The sequence below is a fragment of the Amycolatopsis sp. NPDC004747 genome (assembly GCF_053601335.1).
Map to the genome: position 1 here is coordinate 145433 of NZ_JBSGBQ010000007.1, position 23957 is coordinate 169389.

General features: G+C 72.1%; 19 protein-coding genes. 7 read left to right on the forward strand and 12 right to left on the reverse strand.

Annotated elements, in window-relative coordinates:
* Nucleotides 1-343 precede the first annotated feature (343 nt).
* Nucleotides 344-1723 carry an MFS transporter gene (locus ACWEGE_RS13625; protein ID WP_449660745.1) on the forward strand — a complete coding sequence of 460 codons (1380 nt, stop codon included), beginning with the start codon at nucleotides 344-346 and terminating at the stop codon, nucleotides 1721-1723.
* Between the two features lies 1 nt (nucleotide 1724).
* On the opposite strand, the gene ACWEGE_RS13630 is transcribed toward ACWEGE_RS13625, so the two are convergent.
* Entirely contained in the window at nucleotides 1725-2396 is a 672-nt protein-coding gene (locus tag ACWEGE_RS13630) for a TetR/AcrR family transcriptional regulator (protein WP_449660746.1), read from the reverse strand.
* Nucleotides 2397-2888: 492 nt separating this feature from the next.
* Between ACWEGE_RS13630 and ACWEGE_RS13635 the strand changes: the two genes are divergently transcribed.
* Nucleotides 2889-3626: an AfsR/SARP family transcriptional regulator gene (locus ACWEGE_RS13635; RefSeq protein ID WP_449660747.1), complete on the forward strand. Its 738-nt coding sequence runs from the start codon at nucleotides 2889-2891 to the stop codon at nucleotides 3624-3626.
* A 35-nt stretch (nucleotides 3627-3661) separates the two neighbouring features.
* Here ACWEGE_RS13635 and ACWEGE_RS13640 read toward each other — a convergent pair whose 3' ends face one another.
* The 4 genes from ACWEGE_RS13640 to ACWEGE_RS13655 form a co-directional block, all read right to left on the reverse strand.
* The gene (locus ACWEGE_RS13640; RefSeq protein ID WP_449660748.1) at nucleotides 3662-4324 is read right to left on the reverse strand and encodes an SGNH/GDSL hydrolase family protein; all 663 of its coding nucleotides are present in this window, start codon (nucleotides 4322-4324) and stop codon (nucleotides 3662-3664) included.
* 77 nt (nucleotides 4325-4401) lie between these two features.
* The gene (locus ACWEGE_RS13645) at nucleotides 4402-4644 is read right to left on the reverse strand and encodes a hypothetical protein (RefSeq protein ID WP_449660749.1); all 243 of its coding nucleotides are present in this window, start codon (nucleotides 4642-4644) and stop codon (nucleotides 4402-4404) included.
* A 111-nt stretch (nucleotides 4645-4755) separates the two neighbouring features.
* Nucleotides 4756-7428, reverse strand: a complete 2673-nt coding sequence (locus ACWEGE_RS13650) for an ATP-binding protein (protein ID WP_449660750.1) — start codon at nucleotides 7426-7428, stop codon at nucleotides 4756-4758.
* Nucleotides 7428-7814 carry a MerR family transcriptional regulator gene (locus tag ACWEGE_RS13655; RefSeq protein WP_449660751.1) on the reverse strand — a complete coding sequence of 129 codons (387 nt, stop codon included), beginning with the start codon at nucleotides 7812-7814 and terminating at the stop codon, nucleotides 7428-7430. The genes ACWEGE_RS13650 and ACWEGE_RS13655 overlap by 1 nt, the downstream gene beginning before the upstream one ends.
* Before the next feature lie 53 nt (nucleotides 7815-7867).
* On the opposite strand from ACWEGE_RS13655, the gene ACWEGE_RS13660 reads away from it, so the two are divergent.
* Nucleotides 7868-8641: an SDR family NAD(P)-dependent oxidoreductase gene (locus ACWEGE_RS13660; RefSeq protein WP_449660752.1), complete on the forward strand. Its 774-nt coding sequence runs from the start codon at nucleotides 7868-7870 to the stop codon at nucleotides 8639-8641.
* 12 nt (nucleotides 8642-8653) lie between these two features.
* Here ACWEGE_RS13660 and ACWEGE_RS13665 read toward each other — a convergent pair whose 3' ends face one another.
* Both ACWEGE_RS13665 and ACWEGE_RS13670 read right to left on the reverse strand, forming a co-directional pair.
* Entirely contained in the window at nucleotides 8654-11314 is a 2661-nt protein-coding gene (locus ACWEGE_RS13665; RefSeq protein ID WP_449660753.1) for an RICIN domain-containing protein, read from the reverse strand.
* A gap of 262 nt (nucleotides 11315-11576) precedes the next feature.
* Nucleotides 11577-13490: a pentapeptide repeat-containing protein gene (locus ACWEGE_RS13670; RefSeq protein ID WP_449660754.1), complete on the reverse strand. Its 1914-nt coding sequence runs from the start codon at nucleotides 13488-13490 to the stop codon at nucleotides 11577-11579.
* 110 nt (nucleotides 13491-13600) lie between these two features.
* Between ACWEGE_RS13670 and ACWEGE_RS13675 the strand changes: the two genes are divergently transcribed.
* A complete protein-coding gene (locus ACWEGE_RS13675; RefSeq protein ID WP_449660755.1) occupies nucleotides 13601-14635 on the forward strand; it encodes a helix-turn-helix domain-containing protein in 1035 nt (344 codons plus the stop codon).
* On the opposite strand, the gene ACWEGE_RS13680 is transcribed toward ACWEGE_RS13675, so the two are convergent.
* The gene (locus ACWEGE_RS13680) at nucleotides 14628-18305 is read right to left on the reverse strand and encodes a S8 family serine peptidase (RefSeq protein ID WP_449660756.1); all 3678 of its coding nucleotides are present in this window, start codon (nucleotides 18303-18305) and stop codon (nucleotides 14628-14630) included. The genes ACWEGE_RS13675 and ACWEGE_RS13680 overlap by 8 nt on opposite strands.
* Nucleotides 18306-18380: 75 nt before the next feature.
* The gene (locus ACWEGE_RS13685) at nucleotides 18381-18800 is read right to left on the reverse strand and encodes a MarR family transcriptional regulator (RefSeq protein WP_449660757.1); all 420 of its coding nucleotides are present in this window, start codon (nucleotides 18798-18800) and stop codon (nucleotides 18381-18383) included.
* A gap of 45 nt (nucleotides 18801-18845) precedes the next feature.
* Here ACWEGE_RS13685 and ACWEGE_RS13690 point away from each other — a divergent pair, with 45 nt between their 5' ends.
* Both ACWEGE_RS13690 and ACWEGE_RS13695 read left to right on the forward strand, forming a co-directional pair.
* Nucleotides 18846-19523, forward strand: coding sequence for a class I SAM-dependent methyltransferase (locus ACWEGE_RS13690; protein ID WP_449660758.1), 678 nt, complete (start codon nucleotides 18846-18848; stop codon nucleotides 19521-19523).
* 95 nt (nucleotides 19524-19618) lie between these two features.
* Entirely contained in the window at nucleotides 19619-20119 is a 501-nt protein-coding gene (locus ACWEGE_RS13695; RefSeq protein WP_449660759.1) for a winged helix-turn-helix domain-containing protein, read from the forward strand.
* Between the two features lie 163 nt (nucleotides 20120-20282).
* Here the strand turns inward: ACWEGE_RS13695 and ACWEGE_RS13700 are convergent, their stop codons facing one another.
* The gene (locus ACWEGE_RS13700) at nucleotides 20283-21527 is read right to left on the reverse strand and encodes a sulfite oxidase (protein ID WP_449660760.1); all 1245 of its coding nucleotides are present in this window, start codon (nucleotides 21525-21527) and stop codon (nucleotides 20283-20285) included.
* A 73-nt stretch (nucleotides 21528-21600) separates the two neighbouring features.
* Nucleotides 21601-22446: a LysR family transcriptional regulator gene (locus tag ACWEGE_RS13705; RefSeq protein ID WP_449660761.1), complete on the reverse strand. Its 846-nt coding sequence runs from the start codon at nucleotides 22444-22446 to the stop codon at nucleotides 21601-21603.
* Nucleotides 22447-22538: 92 nt separating this feature from the next.
* Here ACWEGE_RS13705 and ACWEGE_RS13710 point away from each other — a divergent pair, with 92 nt between their 5' ends.
* The gene (locus ACWEGE_RS13710; protein ID WP_449660762.1) at nucleotides 22539-23282 is read left to right on the forward strand and encodes an SDR family oxidoreductase; all 744 of its coding nucleotides are present in this window, start codon (nucleotides 22539-22541) and stop codon (nucleotides 23280-23282) included.
* A gap of 38 nt (nucleotides 23283-23320) precedes the next feature.
* Here ACWEGE_RS13710 and ACWEGE_RS13715 read toward each other — a convergent pair whose 3' ends face one another.
* Nucleotides 23321-23908 (reverse strand): hypothetical protein, encoded by a 588-nt coding sequence (locus ACWEGE_RS13715; RefSeq protein ID WP_449660763.1) that lies wholly within the window; start codon nucleotides 23906-23908, stop codon nucleotides 23321-23323.
* Nucleotides 23909-23957 lie beyond the last annotated feature (49 nt).

The window sequence follows — 23957 nt, forward strand, 5'->3', positions numbered from 1 at the left end:
CTGAAAACCGTTGTCCTGCAACGGAAACAGAGTTACCGATCAGGTCGAGGCCCCCTGGCCGTCCACGCCGACACCGCTCCGGCCACCCACAGCGGCACCCACCGCCACCGCGACTCGACGAACCCACCGGGCCCCGAGTTGCAGTAAACATACGGTCGAATGTACTCTCTTCGGTACGCGGGCTCACCCGCACCGGAACCTTCTCCCGCGGATGAGCACGTTTCCGGCCGGGCCCGCGGGCCCGGCACCGACGAGAAGGGAATTGGCCTTCGTGACGAACGCCAGGGAACAGTCAGTCGCGATACCGCCGGAGGCCGCGCCGCCCGCGATCCCGTGGCCCGCCGTGTCGACCGTGATGGTCGGCATGTTCATGGCGATCCTCGACTCCTACATCGCGATCGTGGCCGGGCCCGCGATCCAGAGCGACCTCCACACCACGGCAGGCGAACTGCAGTGGGTGCTGGCCGGCTACCAGCTCAGCTACGCCGTGTTCATGATCACGGCGGGGCGCATCGCGGACCTCTACGGGCGCAAGCGCATCTTCATGCTCGGCGTCGTGATCTTCACCCTGTCCTCGATCGCCTGCGCGATCGCGACCAGCGCGGGCATGCTCGTCGTCGCCCGCATCGTGCAGGGTTTCGGTGCCGCCATGGTGGTCCCGCAGGTCTTCGGGATGATCACGCTGCTGGTTCCGCCGGAGGGCAGGCACCGCGCCTTCGGCATCCTCGGCGCCGTGATCGGTCTCGGCACCATCGGCGGCCAGCTCATCGGCGGCCTGCTGATCGGGGCGAACCTCTTCGGCTCCGACTGGCGCGCGGTGTTCTGGGTCAACGTGCCGATCGGGATCGTGACGTTGCTGCTGGCGGCCAAGTTCGTGCCCGAATCGCGCGCCGAGGGGGCGCGCCGGCTGGACATCCCGGGCGTCGCGGCGCTGAGCGCCGCGCTGTTCCTGCTCACCTTCCCGCTCATCCAGGGGCGCGAGAAGGGCTGGCCGTGGTGGACGTGGGCCTGTTTCGCGGCCAGCCTGGTGATGTTCGCCGTGTTCGTCTCGATCGAACGCCGCGTGGACCGGGCAGGCGGCGACCCGCTGATGAAGCTGGCGCTGTTCCGGCAGCGCTCGTTCTCGCTGGGCCTGGTGCTGGTCATCTGCGTGTACGCGCTGCTGACCTCGTACTACCTCGCATTGTCGGTGTCGATGCAGGACGGCCTCGGCCTGTCGGCCCTCGGTTCCGGCCTGGTGTACGCCCCGGCCGCGGCGATGTTCTTCGTGTTCGGCCTGGTCGCGGGCAAGCTCGTGCCCAAGTACGGCAGGCGCGTGCTCGAGGTCGGCGCGATCATCCTGGCCATCGGGTACCTCTCGACCGCGGTCGTGCTGCTGAGCGGCGCGACGATGACCCCGGGGCTGGTGATCCCGACCCTGATGCTGCAGAGCGTCGGTGGCGGCCTGCTCATCACGCCGCTGCTCAACTCGGTGCTCGCCCGGATCGAACCCGAGGCGGTCGGCATGGCCTCCGGCGCGCTTTCCACCGCGCAGCAGGTCGGCGCCGCGCTCGGTGTCGCCGTGATCGGTGTGGTGTTCTTCACCTCGTTCCGGCCGGACGTCGACGGCCCGGTGCCGGCCGCGAGCCACGGCTTCGCCATGGCTTCGATCGCGGTGTGCGCGGTTGCGGCCGTGGTGGCGATGCTGGTGTTCCTGCTGCCGAAGACGGCCAAGGCGCGCTGATTCACCCGTTCGGGACGATGAGCTGTTCGACGATGCGGCGGGCCCGGCCCGCCGCATCGTCGTCGCCCAGGCGCAGCGCGGTGTTGGTCGCGCAGAGCACGGCGTCGATCTGGAACGCGACGAGCTCGACGTCCAGCTCGCGGATCTCCTTGGCGGCCACCGCGTGCCGCAGCTCGCCGGCGATGACGCCCACCCACTCCTGCTTCTGGTACTTCAGCGCGTCGCGGATCGGGCCGGTCCTGCTGTCGTAGTCGGCGAGGTTCGCCACCCAGAAGCAGCCGCCGGCGAAGAGCGGCTTCTCGGCGTAGCCGATCCAGTTCTCGATCAGCGCGCGCAGCCGAGCGACGCCGTGGGTGACCGGCTTCGCCGGGGCCAGGACGGCGCCGGCGAACAGCTCCCGCGCGTAGTCGACCACGCTCAGCTGCAGGGCCTCCTTGGTCCGGAACAGGGTCTGGACGCCGGCCTTGCTGATCCCGGTCGCGGTCGCGAGGCGGCCGAAACTGGCTCCCTCCAGCCCTTCGAGCGAGGCGATGTCGACAGCCTCGCGAAGCACGATCTGGCGGGTCCTGGCCCCGCGGAGGAGCCGCTTGTCGGTGACCTCGCCCCGGCCCGGCGGCGGGAGCACGGTGGCGCCGACGTGCCTCGTCCGGGCGCGCTCGGGTCCGGTTTCCATACGGCCGATCATACTCCGGTATCCGGACATTTTCGCCCCCCTACCGGACCGTCGAGCAGAGCTACCTGCACCGGAGCACCCCGGTCACCACCCCGCCCAGTCGGCGCGGCGACCACGCAGAGCACGCGGGGCATTGCTTTTTGAAATTAACCAGATCAAACTTGTCACCGTCAGCAACACACTTCATCGATTGCCGTCATCCGATTGCCTGAATAATCAGGTAGCCTTCCGGCAAATCAATCACGCGCCGCCACCCCACTCAGTGGTTGCCACCTACTTGAATGTGCGGTTGCGATCACTGAAACCCATTGATTAGCCTACAGCCACAGATGTCACAAGTTGCCTTTCCGGGGGTCTGAGCAGCCGGACTGAAGATCGGTAGCCTCATTGCTCCTGATCGCACCACATCAGTCACCGCATCAGAAGGAAACGAGGACGATGAATCTAGCAGACGTAGGCATCCTCGGCCCACTGCGGCCCAGGTTCGGGAATGTGGAGGTACCGCTGAGCGGAGTAAAGCTCCGCAGCATTCTGGCCATCCTCGCCGTCCGGGCCAACGACGAAGTGCGCCGGGACGAACTGATCGAGGAACTGGATCTGGCCAGGACAACGGGCGACACGATCAACGCCCTGCACGCCCACGTGGCCCGGCTCCGCCGGTGGCTGCTGAGCCACGGAAGCGCACCGGACATGCTGGAAACGGTCAATTCCGGCTATCGCCTCAATTTACCGCGCAGCGCCGTCGACGCACATCGGTTCGTCGACCTGGTCGAACGCGCACTGAATCTGGCTCCCGGCACTCCGACGGTGGTCGCGGCCATTTTGCAGGACGCCCTTTCCCTCTGGCGAGGAGAGGCATTGCTCGACACCCTCGACGGGCCACTCGTCGCGACCGCGGCCGACCAGCTCCATCAATGGCGGTCCGCCGCACGGGAAACATTGATCGACGCCTGGATCGCGCTGGACCAAAACCAGAAGGTGATATTGAACGCACTGAAGTTCATCGCCGACGATCCGCTGAACGAATCGATCAGAGCCCGGCACATCATCGCGCTCCGCAGAATGGGGCGCTACGCCGAAGCGGCCGAGGCCTACCAGCGAGCCGAACGCGTGCTCCACGACGAACTGGGCGTCCGGCCCGGACATGAGCTCCGCTTCGCGATCACCGGGTCCGACGAACGGACCCCCGAACCCGCGTCCGACCGGTACCAGCTCGTCCGCCCGCGGTGAACACGCCGCCCGGGGTCACCCCCGGGCGGCACGTCTCACGCGTGCGTCAAGCTGCCGAGCAGGTAGGCCAGCTGTTTCACGATCTCCGTCGCCATCACCGCCTGGCCCGACGTGGAGAAGTGGATCCGGTCCTCGCTGAGCAGGTTGGCCCGGGCGTTGACGGGGTGGTCCCACATGTCGACCAGTGCGGCGCCGTATTCGGCGGCCAGCTTGCGGGTGATGGCGTTCATCGCGCGGACGCGTTCGTCCCAGTCCGGGAAGACCGGGACCACGTAGGCCTTGCCGAGCGTGAAGGACAGCAGCTGGGCGCCGGTCTGCTCGGCGATGCCGTAGAGCCGCCGCAGGTTCCGCTCGATGTCGGCGAAGTCGGGACTCCGCCGCACGATGTCGTTGGCCCCGCAGGGCAGGTGCAGCAGATCGGGCCCGAACGCGAGCATCGGCTCGATCTGCTTGTCGAGCACCTCGGTGGTCTTGGCCCCGATCACCGCGACGTTGAGGTATCTCAGGTCGGGCCGCACCGAGCGCAGGATGTTCGCGACCCGGTCGGCCCAGCCGAGGTCGACGTAGCCGGGACTGGCATCCCCGGTCCCCGCCGACAGGCTGTCCCCGATCACCGCGAACCGCGACCACGGCGCGTCGAAGAGCAGCGCCGCCGCCCCGCCGTCGGACAGGCAGAAGGGATCCGACTCTTCGGTCATGGGGTCCGGTGTACTCACAGTGAAAGAATACGTGCGGACGTATGCAGAGCGCAAGTGCGCACTCCCCCGGCCACCCCTCAAGGGGAGGCGAAGTCCGCGCAGTCACCAGCCCCGAGCACGCCTGCGCTGACGGTCAGCGACACGATCCGGTACACCGTCTTGCCCGTCCCGTCCCGGTGCGCGACGGCGGTGATCCGCTTGACCGGGACGGCCACCGAGACCGGCCGCGCGGCTCGCGCCACGAGCGTCGCCGGTTCCGCCGCCGTGCCGAGGAGCACCGCGGCCACCACGGTCGTGATGAACCCTTTCCCGCCGTTCATGCCGCCCCTGCATCAGCTCACCTCCACCGCCGGACCGGCGGCCGCCACACTGCACCACGGGGCGCGCGGCCGAGGGGCGGATCCTGGACAAAGCTGGACGCCGTGGTCGGGCTACCGGCGCCGGGAGCCCAACGACTCGAGGACGGCGTCGACGCGCTCGACACCGAGCCGGCAAGCCGCTTGCTCGTGCATGGACCGCGCTCGTCCGGCCGAGCTGCGTGCGGCCGCGAGGTCGCCGCGTTCGAGGTCGACGACCGCCGCGGCGAGCAGGCTGTCGGCCAGGATCAGGCGGTGCCCGGTCTCTTCGCTGACGGCTCGCGCGCGGCCGGCGGCGTCGGAGGCCTCGTCGAGCGCCCTCCGGTGCCGGTGGACCGCGGACAGGGCGACCAGCGCGTCACCGCAGCCACGCGGGTGGTTCGCTTCGGTGGACAGCCCGAGCGCCGATTCGAGCTCGGTGCGGGCCGCTTCGACCCGGCCGAGTTCGAGCAGGACCGTGCCGATGACGTGGTGCGCGCCGGCCTGCGTCCGGAGCATGGCCAGCCGGGTCGCCTTGGCCAAGGCCTCCCGGGCGACCGCCAGGGCACGATCGGGTTCGCCCGAATCGCGCAGCGCTCCCGCCAGGTTGGCGAGCACGCTCGCCTCGTCCGCGTGCTCGCCGGTCGACCGGCACAGCTCGAGACCGGCGCGGTAGTGCTCGATGGCGCGCTGCAGGTCGCCGAGCGCTTGACTGGACCGGCCCGCGTGGCTTTCCGCGAGCTGCAGGCCGGCGCGGTAGCCCTGCCTGGTGGCCGTCTCGATCGCCTGCGTGTGCAGGGCGTAGGCACCGCGGAGGTCGCCCAGTTCCCAGCACACGTCGCCCAGCACGACGAGGTTCGGAACGGAGGCGGTCCGCCCGGCCTGCACCTCGAGCTCGAGGGCCTGCCGGTAGTACCCCGCCGCGTCCCGGAGCCGGCCCATCGAGATCGACGTGCGTCCCAGGTCGCTGAGCACGCGCCTCCGCAGATCCGGCGCGTTCAGCTCGTCGGCGAGCTTCGCCGCCTCGTCGAGGTGGCGGAGCGCCTGCGCGTGCTCCGCTCTGCTCCAATACGCGCCGCTGAGCACCCGCAGGCACAGCACCTGGCCGGCCGCGTTCCCGCCGGCCCGCGCCGCGACGAGGCAAGCCTCGCCGACCGGGATCCACTCCGCGGAGCGGCGGCGCTCGAACTCCAGGTGCAGGGCGAGGCACAGCTGGGTCGCCAGCGCGTCGTGGCCCGCCTCCGCCGCCTGCCGGGTCAGCGCCGTCAAGGTGGTGAATTCACCGTCGAACCAGGTGCGGGCCTCTTCCGCGGTCGAGAACGGTGATTCGCCGGGGCGCACGCTCGCGTACTCGTCCCGGTACGGCCGCGGGTGCCGCAGCTGCGCCGCTTCGGTGGCGAATCCGGCGTAGTGCCCGATCAGCCGCTCAAGGACCTGGTGCCGCGTGCTTTCGTCGTCGTCTTCCAGGCAGCGGGCCCGGGCCCAGGAGCGCAGGAGCGCGTGCTGGTCGTAGCGCGCCGACGGCCGTTCGACGACGAGGTGCATGTCGAGCAAGGTGTGCACGACCGGCACCAGGGATTCCGGCTTCAGCCCCGTCGCGCAGGCGAGTGCGGAAAACGCGATCCCGCCGGCCGGGAACAGGCCGAAGAGCCGGAACACCCGCTGCGCCACGGGGTCCAGCGCCCGGTACGAGAGCGAGATGGCCGTCCGCACCGCGGTCCCCCGGTCGACGGTCGCGTCGAGAACCGCCAGCGGGCCGCTCGCACGAAGCTCGCCGACCATCGTGGCGAGCGGCGTGCCGGGCCGGACCCGGACGATCGCCGCAGCGATCCGCAGCGCGAGCGGCAGCCGCCCGCAGACTTCGGCCAGCTCGACGGCCGCCGCTCGATCGGCATCGATCCGATCCGGGCCGGCGGTGCGCCGGACCAGCGCAACGGCGTCGTCCGCCTCGAGCGGCCCGAGCTCGCGCGACTCGGCACCTTCGCGGGCGACCAGCCCGACCAGCCGGGTGCGGCTGGTGATCAGGACGGCACAGCCCGGGGTACCGGGCAGCAACGGACGGACCTGACCGGCGCTGCCGGCGTCGTCGAGCACGATCAGCAGCCGCCGCCCGGCGACCGTGGACCGGAAGCACGCCGCGAGCTCGCCGGCTTCCCTCGGCAGCTCGCGTTCGCGCGTTCCCAAGGCGCGCAGGAACGACGTGAGGACGTCCACCGGATCGGCCGGGCGGACATCGGCGAACCCGCGCAGGTCGGCGAACAACTGGCCGTCGGGGAAGGCCGGCGCGGCCCGGTGCGCCCAGTGGACCGCCACCGCCGTCTTGCCGGCCCCCGGCATCCCGGTGAGCAACGCGACCCGGCTTTCCGGCGAGCCGGTCAGCAGCCGATCGAGCGCGGCGAGGTCCGGCTCACGTCCCACGAAGCCGCCGATGTCGAGGGGCAGTTGGCGGGGAACCGGCGGGCCTGCGGCCGCCTGTTTCCCCGCGTGCAGGTGGGCGGCCACCCGGAACCAGGCGTCGTTCCAGCCGCCCCACTGCGCCCGCGGAACGCCCAGCGCGATCACCATCCGGTCGAACACGTCGGACGGGGGGTGGATCTTGCCCGAGACGTACGCGTGCACCGTCGAGCGGGGCACGTCGACCAGGCGAGCGAGGTCGCTCAGGCTGACCCGGGCCTTCCCCGTGCCCCGCGCCGCCAGCCGGCGCAACAGGTCCAGCTCGCGCACGAACCCGGCCACGTCGGTGATCCGGCCGGGATCCGGCCCGGCCACTACGATCCGCGGGTCACGGCCGGCGGGGGCGCCGGATGCGGCCCATAGCCGTCGGCGAGGTAGGTGTCCAGCCGCCGTCGGCGCTCGGCGATCTGGTGTTCCTGCCGCAGCAGTTCGTCGCGGACCTCGCGGACCCGCGCGACCAGCCCGGCGCAGTCTCCGCCCGGGTGCTCGCCCCGCGCGCAGGGCAGGATTTCCCGGACGACGTCGGACGACAGACCGGCGTGGAACATGTCCTGGACGAACGCGACGACCTCGACCGAACCGGGGTCGTACTCGCGGTACCCGTTGGGCCGCCGCTCGCTGCGCAGCAGGCCCTGCTGCTCGTAGTAGCGCAGTGCCCGGTTGCTGACGCCGGTCGCCTTGCTCAGTTCTCCGATGCGCACCGCTCAAGTTCACCTTGACCTTGACATCGACGTCAAGGTTTAGCGTCGGGACCATGACCACAGCAGCGCAAATGCGCGACAAGTTCGCCGTCGTCACCGGCGCCTCCACCGGCATCGGCGCGGCCATCGCGGAGCGGCTGGCCGCCTCCGGCGCCCACCTCGTCCTGGTCGCCCGCAGCGCGGCCAAGCTCGACGAGGCGGCCGCGGACCTGCGCCGCCGCCACGGAGTGACCGTGCGTAGCCTTCCCGCCGATCTCGCCACCGCCGACGCGCCGGCCCGGCTGGCCAAGACGCTGGCCGACGAGGGCATCGAGGTGGAGATGCTGGTCAACAACGCCGGCGTCAGCGCACGAGGCCCGGTGCTCGACGGCGACCCGGCCGGCTTCCGGTCCATGATCGACCTCAACGTCTCCGCCCTGACCGAGCTCACCACGCTGCTCATGCCCGCGATGACCGCCCGTGGCCACGGGGCCGTCGTCAACATCGCCAGCACCGGGGGCTACATACCCGCTCCCTATCTGGCGGTGTACGCCGCGACGAAGGCGTACGTCGTCTCGTTCACGCGGGCGCTGTGGGCGGAAACCCGAGGCACCGGGGTCCGGGTGATGGCGGTCAGCCCCGGTCCCACGAAGACGCCGATGAACCCCCGCGGGGCGCGGAGCGCCGAGGCTGTCGCCACCACGGTGCTGCGCGCCCTGTCCGGCAGCGGACCCGCGGTCGTCGACGGCAGGACCAATGCGCTGACCGCGCTCCTGTTCGGCAAGCTGCTGCCCACGCGGCTTTCCCTCGCCGTCGCGCGCCGGCTGATGGAAAACGGTGCCGGCTGAGCCGCCGCGGGCTCACGCCGGGGTCAGCTGCCACTGCTGGTTGGGTCCGTTGTTGGCCGTCCACTGCACGACCTGGGCGCCGTCGCTCGTCGACCGGCCGGACACGTCCGCGGCCAGCCCGCTGTCGTGGGCGGTGATGGTGTAGTACCCGTCGCCGGTGGGCCGCAGGTACCACTGCTGGTTGGTGCCGCCGTTGGCGGTCCACTGCTGCAGCTGCAGCCCGACGGTGCCGGCGGAGCCGTTGACGTCGAGCACTTTGCCGCTCGGGGTGTAGCGCAGCGTGTAGGACCCGTCCTGGGCGGTGCCGACGGTCCACGAAGCGGTGCCGGTCTGCTGGACCGTCTTGGCGCCGTCGGCGGTGGAGTTGCCGGCGATGGCGAGCGGCTTGCCGCTGTTGCGGTTGACGATGCGGTAGGTGCCCGGGGCCGGGCCGCCGTTCGAGCCGCCCAGCGTGAAGTACTCGGCCACGTCGCTGAAGATCGGGGTGCCGGCCTTGCCGGTCGTCAGGACGAGGTACACCCGCGATCCGGCGGCCGGGGTGGTGAACGACACCGGCTGGGTCACCCGTGACCCCAGCGGGATCGAGAGGGCCGCGCCGCCCGAGGCGATCACCGCGCCGGCCGGGCTGTCGAGCCGGGCGCTCCAGGCGAAGTCCACAGTGGTCCCGGCGAGGTCGTCGTTGAAGACGGTCACCGCGCGGGTCACCGCGGTGCCGGCGGCGTAACCCGGCACGGCCTGCAGCAGGGGGAAAGTCCCGTTGGCGTCCGAGACGCCGGAGGCCGACCAGTACGGCAGGTCGATCGCGGCGACCGGGTCGAACGCGGCCTGCACCCGCTGGAACTGCGGGTTGCTCCACGGGTCGGTCAGGTTGTCCGCGCCGTAGACCGGGTGGCCGCCCTCCTCGGGGGTGAAGTCCGTGGACCGGACGCCCGGGACGACGCCGGCCCAGGCGGACAGCAGCGTGTAGGGCCGCAGGTCGTTGGCGCCCTTGCCGCGTTTGGCGGCGGTCGCCGTGGCGAACCACTCGAAGCCCTGCTTGGTGTTGCACTTCGGCCAGATGTACTCGCCCTCGCCGTCCGGACGGCCGGCCACGGACGGCACCCGCTCGCCGTACTGGCCGGTGCCGTCGAGGTAGTGGGCGAAGACGGCGAAGTTCGGGTGGTTCATGTTCGGGTACCGGCTCGGCGAGTCCGCACCCGGCGCGGCGTCCACGCTGATCGGGCGGGTGCCGTCCGCGCCGTTCACCGCCGCGTAGAGGTCCTGCTCGAACTGCTCCGAGTCGTTGCCGAAGCTCGGTTCGTTCGCCTGGCTCCAGCGGACGACCGCCGGGTGGTTGCGGTCCCGCAGCGTCAACGCCCGGACGTGGTCGACCATGTTGTCGTGCCCGCCGGCGAAGTCCTCCGCGCCGCCGCGGACCCCGCTCTCGTCGATGACCATCAGGCCCAGCTCGTCGGCGACGTCCAGCATGTACGGGCTGGCCGGTTCCTGGTGGACGCGCACGACGTCGAAGTTCAGGCGCTGGTAGTTGTCGACCGCTTGGGGCCAGCCGGGATTGCCCGGTGACGGCGGGAGGAACCCGGGCAGCGTGTCGTAGGCGTCGCCCTTCCCGCCGTGGTCGATGCGGTCGTAGTCGGCGCCCTGGAGGTTGTCACCGCGGTAGTTCACGCGCACGCCGTTGAGCTCGAAGTACTCGCCGTTCTGCGTGCTCTCGCGGAACCCGAACCGGTAGGCGGCGTCGCTGGTGCGCCCGTCGTCGGTGGCCGCGTGCACCGACAGCCGGTGCAGCTGCGCCCGGTACCCCTGGCGATAGGGGACGTTCGGCCACCAGTACGAAGCAGCGCCGAGGTTCCACGCGACCGGGCCGACGGTCACCTTCGCCGTCGAGCGGGCCGGCACGCTGACCGTGCGGCTCGGCAGGGCCGGGTAGGCGAACGAGCCGCCGCCGTCCGAGGCGAGTTCGCCGGTGAGGGTCACCGACCGGGCCGCGGCGGAGGTGTTGGTCACGGACACGTCGTAGGTGAGGGACTGGTTCGCCACCGACGTGCGGACGAACGCGTCGCTGACGTACACCGCCGGGTACGTCCGCAGGAACGCGGAACGGAAAATGCCCTGCGGCACGGCTTCCGACCAGTCGGCGGCCACCGGGACCAGGTACTTGCCGGCGCTGTTGCGCAACGCGCCGCGGCCCTTCACCGCCACGCTGATCGTGTGCGTGGTGCCGGGGGCGGCGTACGCGGTGATGTCGAAGTTCGACGGGGTGAAGGCCGTGGTCCGGGTGGCGACCACCCGCCCGTCCACCGACAGCGTCGCCTGGTGGTTGACCGCGCCGAACTCGATCCACGCCGACTGCGGCTGACCGGAGTCCGGCACGGTCACGCTGCGGGAGTACACCGCCTCGTTGACGTCGGTGAAACCCTGCTTGTACCACCCGCCACCGGGCACGGTGATCGACGTCGTGGCCCGGCCCGCCGGGGTGAAGCTCCACGTCCCGGCGAGGTCGACCGACCCGATCGCGGTGCTGCCGGAGACTTGCGGCGCCGCGGTGGCGGGGATCGGCTCCACCGGGTTCGCCGCGGCGGCCGGGTGCGTTCCCCCGGCGGAGGTGAGCAGCGCCGCCGTGACGAGCACCGGCGTGAAGCGTCGACGGCGCGGCGGCCGAAGGTGTCGTGGCACGGCACGAGCCCTTTCGTTCAGGGAAAAGCCGCACGGCTCGAGGGAAGCCGGGTCATGACAGCACCGCGCCGTGCGCGAGGTCAAGAAACGGCTTTCCCCTGCACGAAAACCCTAAATCAGCGGCTTTTCCCCGGGGAAAATTTCAGCGACCCGCGGGTACCGGCTCGGGGATCGGCTTCGCGGGTGCCACCACGACGACCGGCCGCGACCATGGCTTGGGGCGCCCCGGCCGAGGAGCACGCCGGAAGCCCGAGCCGCAGGGTCACCTCACCTGATCGGCGGCTTCGGCTGCCAGCACTCCCCAGCCCTCGGGAAGGTCGCCGGGCACGCGGATCGCCGTTCCGGGCGGCCAGGTGCTGTCCACCGTCACCTTCCGCTTGTGCCCGGTCAGGCGGACCCACACCCGTTCGATCCCGGGCGGCTGCGCGAAGTGCGCGCCGGCGAATCCGGCCGGGCCGTCGAAGCGCACGTCGTCGAAGACGGCTTCACCGCCGAAGCGCGCGCGGACGAAGCCGACGACGTCGGCGAAGCGCGTGTGGAGGAACCGGGCCGCCGCGCCGAACTGCGCCTCCCTGAACCCCGCCAGGTCGGCGAACTCCGTGCACTCGAACCACACGTCCGCGGTGAACCGTGCGCGATCGAACTCGGCGCTGCCGCCGAAGTGGCAGTCGTAGAACCTCGTCACGCCGCCGAACGTCGTCTCCTCGAACACCGCGTGCCGCGCGAACCGCGTGCCACCGAAGTTGACGCCGCCGAACTCCGTCCGGACGAACTCCGCGCCCTCCGGGAACTTCGCCATGTTGAAGGAGGCGTCGCCGGTGAACCTGGTCTCGGTGAAGTCGGTGTTCGGGCCGAATTCGGCGGTGAAGAAGTCCGGCGAGGCGAGCGTGGCGTTGCCGAACCGGGTGGTCGCGCCGCCGAACCGGACCTCCTTGAAACCGGCGTACGCACTGAACTCCGCGTGGGTGAAGTAGGCGTTGCCGTCGAACCGGGCGCCGCCGAACCAGCCTCGGTCGAAGCGGGCCTTGTCGAACTCGGCGCGGTCCCGGAACCGCGCGTCCACGAACGACCCCTCTCGCGAGAACTTCGCTCCGGTGAACACCGCGGACGCGCGGAAGTCCGCCTGGTCGAACTTCGCGTCGTCGCCGAAGTCGGCGCCGGTGAAGTGGGCGTGGCCGTCGAAGGTCGCCCGCCCGAACCGGGCGTCGTGGTCGAACCTCGCGTGGCCGAAGCCGGCCTGGCCCAGGAACCGCGCCCCGGTGAACACCGCGCTCAGCCCGAAGCGGGCCCGGTCGAACCACACGTCGCCGGTGAAGGTGACGCCGGTGAAGTCGGCGGCGACGACGCGGCAGCCGATCAGGTTGGCCGGCCCGAGCACCGCGCCGGTGAGGTCGAGGCTGATGCCCGCCCAGAACGTGCCGACCGGCTCGTCCTCGGGGCCGTGCACGAGGTGGCGGAACAGGACGGCCTGGGCGGTCCGCCGGACGTGGTACTCCTGCTCCGCCTCCCTCGCCGGGGCGGACCGGGTGCCGGCGCGGGGCGTGGGCGGGGCGAGCCGCACCGACGCGCGCTGCCGGGCCGCACCGCCCAGCAGCGGCCGCGGCACTCCCGAAGGCCGGCCCGCCGGCCGCGGCGGCGGGTCGTACGGCATCCGCAGGTAGGCGCACAGCAGGTCGACGATGGTCTGCCGCTGGGCGGGGTTGTCCTGCGCGAGCCGCTCCAGCGCGTACAGCCCGGCCAGCCGGGCCGGGGCCTGTGGCGAGCCGAGCTGGTCGGCGGCCTTGCCGTACAGGTCGGTGATCCTGCGGGCCTCGGCGTCGGCGACGGTGGCCGCGTGGGCGGCGCGGACCTGGTTCAGGCTCAGTTCCGACGTCCGCTGCCGGCGCGCGGTCAGCCACAGGGCCGCCGCGCCCCCGGCACCGACCACGATCGTGCCCGCTGTCTTGATGGCGTCCAGCTGGTCGGCGTGCCCGCCGCCACCGAACGCGACGAGCAGCCCGACGGCCAGCCCGGCACCGAGCACGACCAGCGCCACGGCCGCCCAGGCCATCGCCCGGTGGGACAGCACCGGCAGCTCTTCCGGCGGCGGCCCGGGCGGCCGGTACACCAGGATCGACGGCGGCGGAGACTCCGGGACGGGGCCGAGCGGATCCGGGTGGGGCGGCTGCGCGTTCACCCGTCCATCCTGACGGTCCCGGCGACCCGCGCCCAGCGGCGGTTCCGTACGTTGTCACCAAGCCGTCGACGCCGTGGGAAACCCTCCGGCCGCGGGGGCCAGGAGGCAGTGTGCTGGAAGCGCTGGGCATGTCCCCCGAGGAAGAACGGGTCTACCGCGTGGTCGTCGGCGGGTACCGGACCACGCCCGACGAGATCGCGGGCCGGATCGGCGTGAGCCGCGGCCAGGTGGAGCCGATCCTGGAGATCCTGCTGGCGAAGGGGCTCGTCAACCGGGCCGACGGGCACTACGTGTCCGCGCCGCCGGACGTCTCACTGGGCCCGCTGCTGGTGCACGGCCAGGAGCAGCTGGAGGCCGCCAGGGCCGCGGTGTCCCAGCTCGCCGAGGAGTACCGCGGCAGTGCGCGGCGGCGGGACTCCGCGCAGCTCGTCGAGGTCGTCACCGGGGCGGACGCGATCCGCCGGCAGGCCCTCGCCATCCAGCGCAGCGCCCGCGAAGAGTCGCTGTGGTTCTGCCTGGAGGGCAACGTCGCGATGGCGGCGTCGGAGAACGTCGAGGAGGCGCTGGCGCAGGCCCGCGGCGTGCAGTACCGGGTGATCTACGAGACCGGCCTGCTCGAAGAGCCCGGCCGGATCGTCAACGTCCTGGAGGGGATCGAGGGCGGCGAGATCGCCCGGTCGATCTCGAAGCTGCCGGTGCGCCTGGCCATCTCCGACCGCCGGGTGGCGCTGTGCCCGCTGGTCAGCCACGACAGCACGGGCGAGCCCACCGCCGCGCTCGTCCGCGAGAGCAGCCTGCTGTCCGCGCTGGTCGCGTTGTTCGAGGTCTACTGGGAACGCGCGTCGCCGCTGCGGATCGGCGACACCGCGCCGACCGGCCCCCTCGACCCCGACGACCGGCGGCTGTTGTCCCTGCTCATCGGCGGGGTCAGCGACAAGTCGATCGCGACCCAGCTCAACGTCAGCTACCGGACCGTCCAGCGGCGCCTGCAGGACCTGATGCGCCGGGTCGACGCCCGCACGCGGATGCAGCTGGCCTGGCAGGCCAGCAAGCTCGGCTGGCTGGACGAGCCGAGCCCCGGGCACCTCCTGCCGCCAAGCGGCGGAAGGCGCCCGGAGCCCGCGAGCGGCGCGGTTCCTAACTGAGCCCGTACGCCCGCAGCACCGTCTGGTCGACGGCGTTGCCCGCGCTGTCGGTGGCCTGCACCCGCAACGCGACGTAGGAGTTCGTGGCCCCGAGCGACGGGTGGTCGATCTTGGCCTCGTAGGACTTCCCGGTGCGCCTGACGTCGACGGCGCGCCAGGTCTTGCCGTCGTCGTAGGACGCCCAGGCCTTCATCGACCGCACGTCCGGCGCGGCCATCCCGTCCTGGAACCGGGCGGTCAGGCCGATCCTGGCCGTGCGGCCGGCCGGGAGCCGGTTGCCGGAGTCGGCGTCCACCGCGTAGTCCAGCTGCAGCAGCGGCAGCAGCGCCGGTGCGGCCGACCGGGCCGAGCGGAACGTCCACGACGTCTGTGTGCCGGTGCCGAACAGCCACTCCGGCGAATCACGCCGGATCGACAGGTCGAGCCGGTAGGTCGCCGGGTCCGCGCCGGCCGGGAAGGTGCCGAACGCGTACGGCTGTTCCGACACGAGGTTGCCGTCGCGGAACAGCTTCGCCGAGGTGACGGCCGGCCCGGCCTGGTCGTCGCCTTCGTTGAAGCCGTAGTGCCCGGCTTGGCTGTCGACGAACTCCGGGATCCGGATCCGCAGCTTGTCGCCTTCGCGGGTGGAGTCCAGGCCCGGCACGCCCCGCGGGATGGCGGGCCGCACGACCGGCGCGAACCAGTCCTCGGTGACGTTCTCCTCGCCCGTGTAGGTGCGCGGTGCCGCGGTCATGCCGCCGGTGAGCGGGGACATCTCGTCCCAGATCAGGCCGTGCCTGACCCGGTGCTGCCACAGGGTGTCCCCGGAGCTGACGTACTCCTGGCGGGTCGACGGCGTCGTCACGCGCCGCTGGTACTCGTTGACGGCGAAGTCCTGCCACGGCTGCCAGGCGAACCGCTGTTCCTTGGCCTCCCCGCCGCTGCCGGTCTGGCGGTAGTGGGTGGTGACGGTCGCGGTGTTCGCCGCGGTGACCCGGTGGACGGGCTTCTCCGGGATCCGGCCGCGCTCGGTCTGCACCACGTCGTAGAGGTACGGGCTGACCGCGACCCCGTGCAGGCTCAGGAAGGCCGGGAACCACTTGAGCCGGTCCAGCAGCGCGAGCCCCTCGTCCCGGTCGAGCTGGACGGTCGGGATGGCCAGGTTCGGCGCCACGCTGATCGACGGCACCGAGGCGGTGCCCCAGCCGTCCGGCACGACGATGAAGACGATCGCCGCCCCGGCGGCCGCGGCCGCCCGGGAGACCTCGTCGCGGTTGTAGTCCGCGGGGTCCGGGTCGACGATCGCGGCCTTCCCGCGCACGTTCTTGAAGTCCGCCGGCTTGCCCTGTCCCGCGGAGACCGCCTGCAGCAGCCGCCGGCCGTCCAGTTTGGGCGAGCCGGGCAGGTAGCGGTTCGTGAGCGGGTCACGGCCACCCAGGACGTTCACCGTCAACGGCGGCGCGATCCTCGACCAGCGGGAGCCGAACTCGAACGCCCCGGTGGTCACCTTCGGCGTCGGGGTGACGCGGAGTTCGCGCGTGTAGTCGAACTGCATGGCGTAGTTCGCGATGCGGCGCGGGCCGAGTTCCCGGTAGGTGTAGTAGCTCCAGATCCCGGCCTGCTCGGACGGTTGCGGGGTCTGGATGTCCACCTTCACCGCCTTGCGGGCGTCCAGCACGACGGTCGTGTCGCCGGTGATCCGGAGCTCCGGCAGGACGACCTGGGACACGGTGAGGCCGTCCCCGCCCCCGTCGACCTCGGCGGTCAGGTAGTACACGCCCGCGCCGACCTCGACCGTCAGGCTGCCACCGCCCAGCCAGGTGTTGACGTCGAAGCGGTAGTCCTCGCCGTACATCAGCAGCCATGGCGCGACGGCCGGCTTGCCCTGCAGGTCGAGCGCGGTGAGGGTGACCTTGTGCTTGGGTGCGGTCTTGTCCGCGCCGAGCGCGGTGTGCACCACCACCCCGTCGGCGGTCGCGGTGAGCCGTCCGCTGTAGGTGCCCGCCGCCAGCTTCGCCGGGTCACCGGTGATCGTGACGGTCGCCCGGCCACCGGCCGGAACATCCACTGTGGACTTACTCAGCCGGATCCCGTCCCCGGCGGGGACACCGGCGAGGGACTTGGCGTCGAGCGCGAGCTTCAGCGAGACCGGCGTGGTGCCGACGTTGGTGTAGGCGACCTCTTTGGACACCGGCGCCGTGCCGTTCTCGACCGCGCCGAGGTCGAGCGTGCCGGTGGCGAAGACCTTCTGCTTCACCGCGCGCGCCACGTCGACGCGGCCGCCGCCCTGCTCGAACACCGACAGCCCGGTGGCGGTCAGGGAGGTGCTGGCCAGCGCGTCCTTGAGCTGACCGCCTTTCCAGTCGGGGTGCTGCTGGGCGAGGATCGCCGCCGCGCCGGCGACGTGCGGCGTGGCCATCGAGGTGCCGGAGGCGGCGGTGTAGTGGTCGTCGACGACGTCGCCCATGGCGGTCCCCGCGGCGCGGGCGGCGACGATGCCGACGCCGGGCGCGGTGATGTCGGGCTTGACGGCGTTGTCGCCCAGGCGCGGGCCGCGGCTGGAGAACGACGCCAGCTTCTCGTCGCGGCCGACCGCGCCGACGGTCAGCGCGGCGTCGGCGGTGCCCGGCGAGCCGACCGTGTAGGCGCCCTGGTCGCCGTCGTTGCCGGCGGCCACCACGAAGAGCGTGCCGGTCTCTTCGCTGAGTGCGTCGAGGCCGAGGCTGAGCGCGTCGGTGCCGTCGGTCGGGCCGCCGCCGAGGCTCATGTTGACCGCCTTGGCGCCGGAGTGCGCCGCCCATTCCATCCCGGCGAGGACCCAGGACTCGTAGCCGGAGCCGTCGTCGTCGAGCACCTTGCCGACGAGCAGTTTCGCGCCCGGCGCGGCGCCCTTGAGCTTGCCGCCCGAGGCGGCGCCGGAGCCCGCGATCGTCGAAGCGACGTGCGTGCCGTGGCCGAAGTGGTCGGTCGTGTCGGGGCTGGTCGTGAAGTTGACCGCCTCGCTCACCCGCCCGGCCAGATCGGGGTGGGTGGGGTCGTAGCCGGTGTCGAGCACGGCGACCGTGGTGCCGGTGCCGTCGTAGCCCGCGGCCCACGCCTCGGGGGCGCCGATCTGCGGGACGCTGCGGTCGAGGGAGGCGCGGACCTTGCGGTCCAGGGAGATGCGTTCGAAGTTGCCCGACGAGGCCCAGAACGCGGCGGCGCCGGCCTTGCTCGCCCGCGCGGAACGGCCGTTGACGCTGCTCAGCGTCACCCCGAGCTCGGCCGCCGCCGGGGCCGCGGCCCGCAGGTCCGCGCCCTTGCGGTAGGTGAGGATCAGCGGGAGGGTCGCCGACTGCTCGTCGGCGTACCCCTCGGCGATCAGCTCGGTGACGTCGAAGAGGGCCCGGTCGACCTGCTTGGCGCCCAGCCGCGGGGTGACGTCCTCGGGGAAGACGCTGCGGTGACCGTCGACTTCCTGCTGGTGGAACCGGATCTTCTCCCGGCCCGGCGCGGGCTGGACGGTGGCGGCCTGCTTGCCGCCGGGCTGCCGTTCGACCTGGACGACGTCCCCGGTGAGCAGGGTGACCGAATGACGTTCGACCGCCGCGGGTGCGGCTTTCGGGCCCGGGGCCGCGTTCGCGACGCCGGCGGTGCCCGCGGCGAGGGTGCCGGCGCAGGCCACGACCAGAACAGATGATCTCCAGTGCATCGCACCAGGCTCGCGCCGGCGCCGTGATCCGTCACTAGGGCGGCCGCGTCCGAATCACGACACGTCGCATCTTCGTCAGCGGCGGGACGCCGCCACGAGCAGGCGCCGGAGCGCGCGCCGATCGTCGTCGTCGAGCCCGGCCAGTACCCGGTCCTCGGCCTCGGCCACCGCGGGGTCGAGGCGCGCGAGTACGGTCACGCCCTCGCGCGTCAGCTCGGCGGGCAGCGACCGGCCGGACGGCACCGTGGCGGGTCGCGCCACCAGGCCGCGCTCCTGCAGCTCCCGGACCACCTTGTTCATCGCCTGCGGCGAAACCTGGGCCTCCCGGGCCAGCTCGGCGTTGGACTTCGGCGACCGCACCAGCATCCGCAGGCAGAGGTACTCGGAGTGGGCCAGGCCGGCCGGGCCGAGCACGGTGGCGGCCACCTCGGCGCGCAGGGCCGCGGTGACCCGGTGCAGCAGGTAGCCGAGCGGCTCGTCGCGAAGCGGTTCCATGTCAACCATGTTGACATATATCAACCTGGTTGAGACTCTGGGGGCATGACGAACCCATCACTGTTGGATTCCGCCTACCGCGGTGAGGCTCCCGAGATGGGGCCGGGCCTGCGGCCGCCGTGGAGCCTCGGCGAACCGCAACCCGAGATCGCCGCACTCATCGACACGGGCGCGTTCCACGGCGAGGTCCTCGACGCCGGCTGCGGCGAGGGCGCGACTTCACTCGACCTGGCCGAGCGGGGATTCACGACGGTCGGCCTGGACCTGTCGCCGACGGCGATCGAGCTCGCGCGCGCGGAAGCCGCCCGGCGCGGCTTGACCGGCGCCACCTTCGAGGTCGCCGACATCAGCGCGTTCACCGGCTACGACGGCCGGTTCGGCACGGTCGTCGACAGCACGTTGTTCCACTCGATGCCGGTCGAGCTGCGCCAGGGGTACCAGGAATCGATCGTGCGCGCCGCGGCGCCCGGCGCGTCCTACTTCGTGCTGGTCTTCGACAGCTGGACCGTGCCATCGGGCCGGGTCCACCCGGTTTCCCCGCGGGAGCTGCGGGAAGTGGTGGGCGCGTACTGGACGATCGACGAGATCCGGCCGGCCCGCATCCACGCCAACGTCCCGGAGAACTTCCCGGACTTCACGGACTTCGCCGGCAGCGACGTCTGGGACGAAGGCAACGGCCGCAAGTCGGCACCGGCCTGGCTGCTGTCGGCGCACCTGTCCTGACTTCGCGGCCGTGCGGGCCGGCGTTCCGGCGTCAAGCCGTCCCGCCCGCCGGGCGCGTTTCCGCTTCGGACCGCCCGCGCTCCAGAATCACCGCCATGACGAGCCAGCCGAACCGGCGCCCGGCCGCCGAAGCACTCCAGGTGCGCATCCGGATCGACCTCACCAGCCGAGCCGGCGACGCGGCCCTCGTCGCCGCCCGGCTGGCCACCGCCCTGAACGGCGTGGCGAGCGTCGATGTCGTCGCCGCCCGTCCTTGCGACACCGCCGCGGAGCCGGGCCCTCGCCTGAGACTGGTCCCGGATCCGCTCCTGCGCATCGAGACGCACTCCCGGCGCGTGCTCCTGCGGGGCACGCCGCTGTCCCTGACCCGGCTGGAGTTCGACCTGCTGCACTTCCTCGGGGAGCACCCCGACCGCGTCTTCAGCCGCGCCGCGTTGAAAGCCGCGCTGTGGCCGCGGCAGGACGGCAACGACCGGACCGTCGACGTCCACGTCCGGAAGCTCCGGGCCAAGCTCGAGCCGCACCTGGATCCGATCACCACCATCCGCGGAGTCGGCTACCGGTTCGAGGGCTCGGCCCCGGTGGTCCTGACCTGAGGCGTGAAGTTTCGCGAGCCGCCCGGCCATTCAGGCGATGACGCCGGACCGGCCCGTCACCCGCCCGACCGTCGAGGACATCCCCACCCCGGGCTCGAAGGGCGGCACCAGCACCCAGCCCGCGCCGGTCAACGCCGGGCGAGCGCGCACACCAGCCGCTTGATCATCCGGCCGCCACCGTGACCGGGTGCCGGACGACCGCGCCGAACAGGTACCCCTGCGTGTTGTGGGGCGCGACGTCCGGCTGGCTTGCGCCGGTGATGTCGGTGGCGCGCGCCCGCAGCGTGTACGGCCCCGCCGCACGGGGGCGCCACGGGAGTTCCCAGCGCAGCCAGCCGCGGTCGAGTCCCGGCCCGATCGGCTTCGCGCGCTGCCAGCTCACGCCGTCCGTGCTGACCTCGACCCGGCGGATCCGGCCGTGACCCGACCAGGACCGGCCGCGCAGCACCTGCCGCCCGGCCGGCAGCGTCGCTCCCCACGGCAGCTCGAACGCGCTCTTCACCACCTGTTCGGTGACCGGCGTGCCCTCGGCCGGGTAGTCCGGCCCCAGCAGCCGGTAGAACTGCGTGCTCCACGGCGACACCAGCGGTTCCGCCGACACCTCGATCCGGCCCAGCCACTTGATCGACGAAATCCCCGCCCACGACGGCACCACCAGCCGCACCGGGAACCCGTGGTCGGGCGGGAGCGGCTGCCCGTTCATCTCATACGCCAGCAGGACGTCCTGCAGTGCCTTGCCCACCGGCAGCGGCCGCCGCACCTTGCCCAGGTTCACCCCACCCGTGACGTAGTCGGGATCGAGGCCCTCCGGCAGCACGTCCACAGCGTCGCGGGACAGCCCGGCCCGGGCCAGCACGGTCGCCAGCCGGACGCCACGCCAGCGCGCGACCCCGACCGCACCGAGCTTCCACGCCGTCCCGCTGACGGTCTGCCCCTGCTGGCTGGTGAAGAAGCTCCGGCCGTTGCCCGCGCATTCGATGAACGCGGTGACCGTCTCCGACGGCAGGGCACGCAGGTCCCGGTAGGTGAACTCGACCGGCCCGCCGCGCAGCCCGGAACCGAACACCTTCAGCCGCCACGCGGCCGCGTCCAGCACCGGCGTCGACGTGTGATCACGCACGAAGAACCGGTCGACCGGCGTCAGATAACCCTGGCCGCGCATGGCCTCCCACCGCGTCTCCGCGTTGGTGCCGTAGACGTCGAACAGTTCCGGCGGCAGCGGCTTGACGATCGGGCTCGCGGCCGACGCCGGGCCGGTCGTCGTCCCGGCCGCGGCCAGCGCGAGACCACCGGCCGCGGTCAACCGCAGCAGGCCGCGCCGGCTCACCCCCGGCATGCGCGCCTGCCCCGCCCGCCACTGCGCGACGCGCGCCCGGTCGTAGGCGGTCTCGCCGTTCACCACGATCATGCAGGCATTCTCGGGATCCCGTCCCCGGACGGCCAGCACGTCCACACAGCGGAACAAGGCCGGCCACAGGCGCTCACGCCGAAGGCGCCAGCAGCCGCGCTGCCTCGTGGAAAGGCGCCACCAGCGGGTTCGGATCCCTTGTCCGGGACGCCACCACGACCCGGCAGGGCGCGAAGCCCTCGATCGGAATCGCCGTCACGTCCTCGCGCAACCGGGGCCGGTGGTCGCCGGCAGGCAGGATGGCCAGCGAACTTCCCGAAGCCACCAGTTCGAGCTTGTCCTCGAAGCTGTCGTCCGGCGCCGGCGGTGGCGCGCCGTCCCTCGGCACGCTCCACAGCGCCGGCGTCACCGCGCACGCCACCAGTTCCTCGTCACCCAGGTCGTCCACCGAGACGATTTCCTTGCCCGCCAGGCGGTGTGTGGTGGGCACCAGCAGCACCCGCGGCTCCTCGTACAACGGCGTCACCGTCGCGGGAAAAGGCAGCGGTTCGCGCGCGACGAGCGCGTCGACCCGGCCTTCGGACAGGGCCTGCAGGTCGTGCCAGCGCAGCAGCCGCGTCCGGATGCGCGCGTCCGGGTGGCGGTGGCGCAGGGCCCGCACCGCGGGGGTGATGACCAGGCCTTCGACGTAGCCGATGGTGATCTCGCGCGGCGGGTCGGCGGCGCGGGCGACAGCCACGGCGTCGCCCGCGGCTTCGAGGACGGCGCGGGCGCGCGGCAGGAACGCCGCACCGGCCGAGGTGAGGCTGGTGCCCTGCGGCGTGCGCGCGAACAGCCGCACGCCGAGCTGGTGCTCCAGCCGCTGGATCTGGCGGCTCAGCGACGGCTGGGCGAGGTGCAGGGCCGTGGCGGCGCGGCCGATGTTGCCGTGCTCCGCCACGACCGTGAAGTACCGGACCAGCCGCAGGTCGAGATCCACGCTCCCGAGCGTACGCCGCCATGCGCCGGCGGTATGGCGGCATGCGGAACAGGACTTGGACGGTGCGCCGTGACCGGCGGTTGACTCGGGGTATGAACGCTTACGAGGGAAAGAACGTCGTGATCACCGGCGGCAGCAGCGGGCTCGGCTTCGCGACCGCCGAACTGCTGGTGGCCCGCGGCGCGCGGGTGCTGATCACCGGACGGGACAAGGAAAAGCTCGAGTCCGCACGCCGTCGGCTCGGCGCCGGGGTGACGGCCGTGCGCAGCGACTCCGCGTCGATGGCGGACGTCGAGGAGCTGGCACGGGTGGTTCGCGCGGAGTTCGACGCGGTGGACGCGGTGTTCGTCAACGCGGGCGTGACCGCGTTCGCGCCGTTCGCGTCGATGCCGGAAGCGCAGTACGACGAGCTGTTCGCCGTGAACACCAAGGGCCCGTACTTCACCGTGCAGAAACTGGCCCCGCTGCTGCGCGAGGGCGCGGGAGTCGTGCTGACCACGTCGGTGGCCAACGTCAAGGGCATCGAGCTGATCAGCGCCTACGCCGCGACCAAGGCCGCGCTGCGGTCGATGACCCGGTCACTGGCGCGGGAACTGCTGCCCCGCCGGGTCCGCGTCAACGCCGTCAGCCCGGGGCCGATCGCCACCGGCATCCTCGACGCGACCCTGCCACCGGAGGTCGCCGAACGGACCAAGGCCGAAATGGCCGCGCAGAACCCGATGCAGCGGTTCGGCGAGCCGGCCGAAGTCGCGGCCACGGTGGCCTACCTCGCGTTCGAAGCGACGTTCACCACCGGCGCCGAGATCCCCGTGGACGGCGGCGCCGCCCAGCTGTAGCTCCGATGTCACAGCCGGGCCGGTCGCCGGCGCCTCGATCACTCGGCAGGATCGCGTGTCCCCGGCGCCCCGCCGGCGATCCCGAGCAGGGACATCCCGATCGCGACGCCGATCATCGTGAGCACCCCGCGCGGCCAGAAGATGTGACTGTCGAGAAAGGACACACTGGCGGCCAGCAGCACCGCCGCGCCGGGGACCACCCGCAGGCCCGCACGCGCCATCGCCACCACGATCAGCACGTTCGAAGCCAGGAAGCACCCGGCGCCGAGGTGACCCAGCAGGTCGCCGACCTCGAACAGCGCACCGACCGCCGGGGTGACGCCGTGCTGGGCGTCGGTCACCGTGCCCGCCGCGATCCCGGCGACCGCGTCCAGCCCTCCGTAGAAGGCCGCGAAACCGAAGGCGGCCAGGCGACCCGGCAGGCGGAGCCAAGGCGGTGCAGTGGCCAGCAGGAGCCACTGCGCCGCCGCCGGCAGCGGGAAGACGAGCAGCAGAATGACGTGCAGCTCGGTCCACCACGGGGCGGTGGCCGCGTCCAGCACCGCGGGGTGGACGGCGCCGAACCCGGCGAGCAGCAGCCCCGGCACCGCGAGCAGCACGGGTCGGAACCATCGTGAACCGGGCATCGGCCGACAGTAGCGCCGGCCGACCGGTCACCGGCCACGTCGGTGCTTA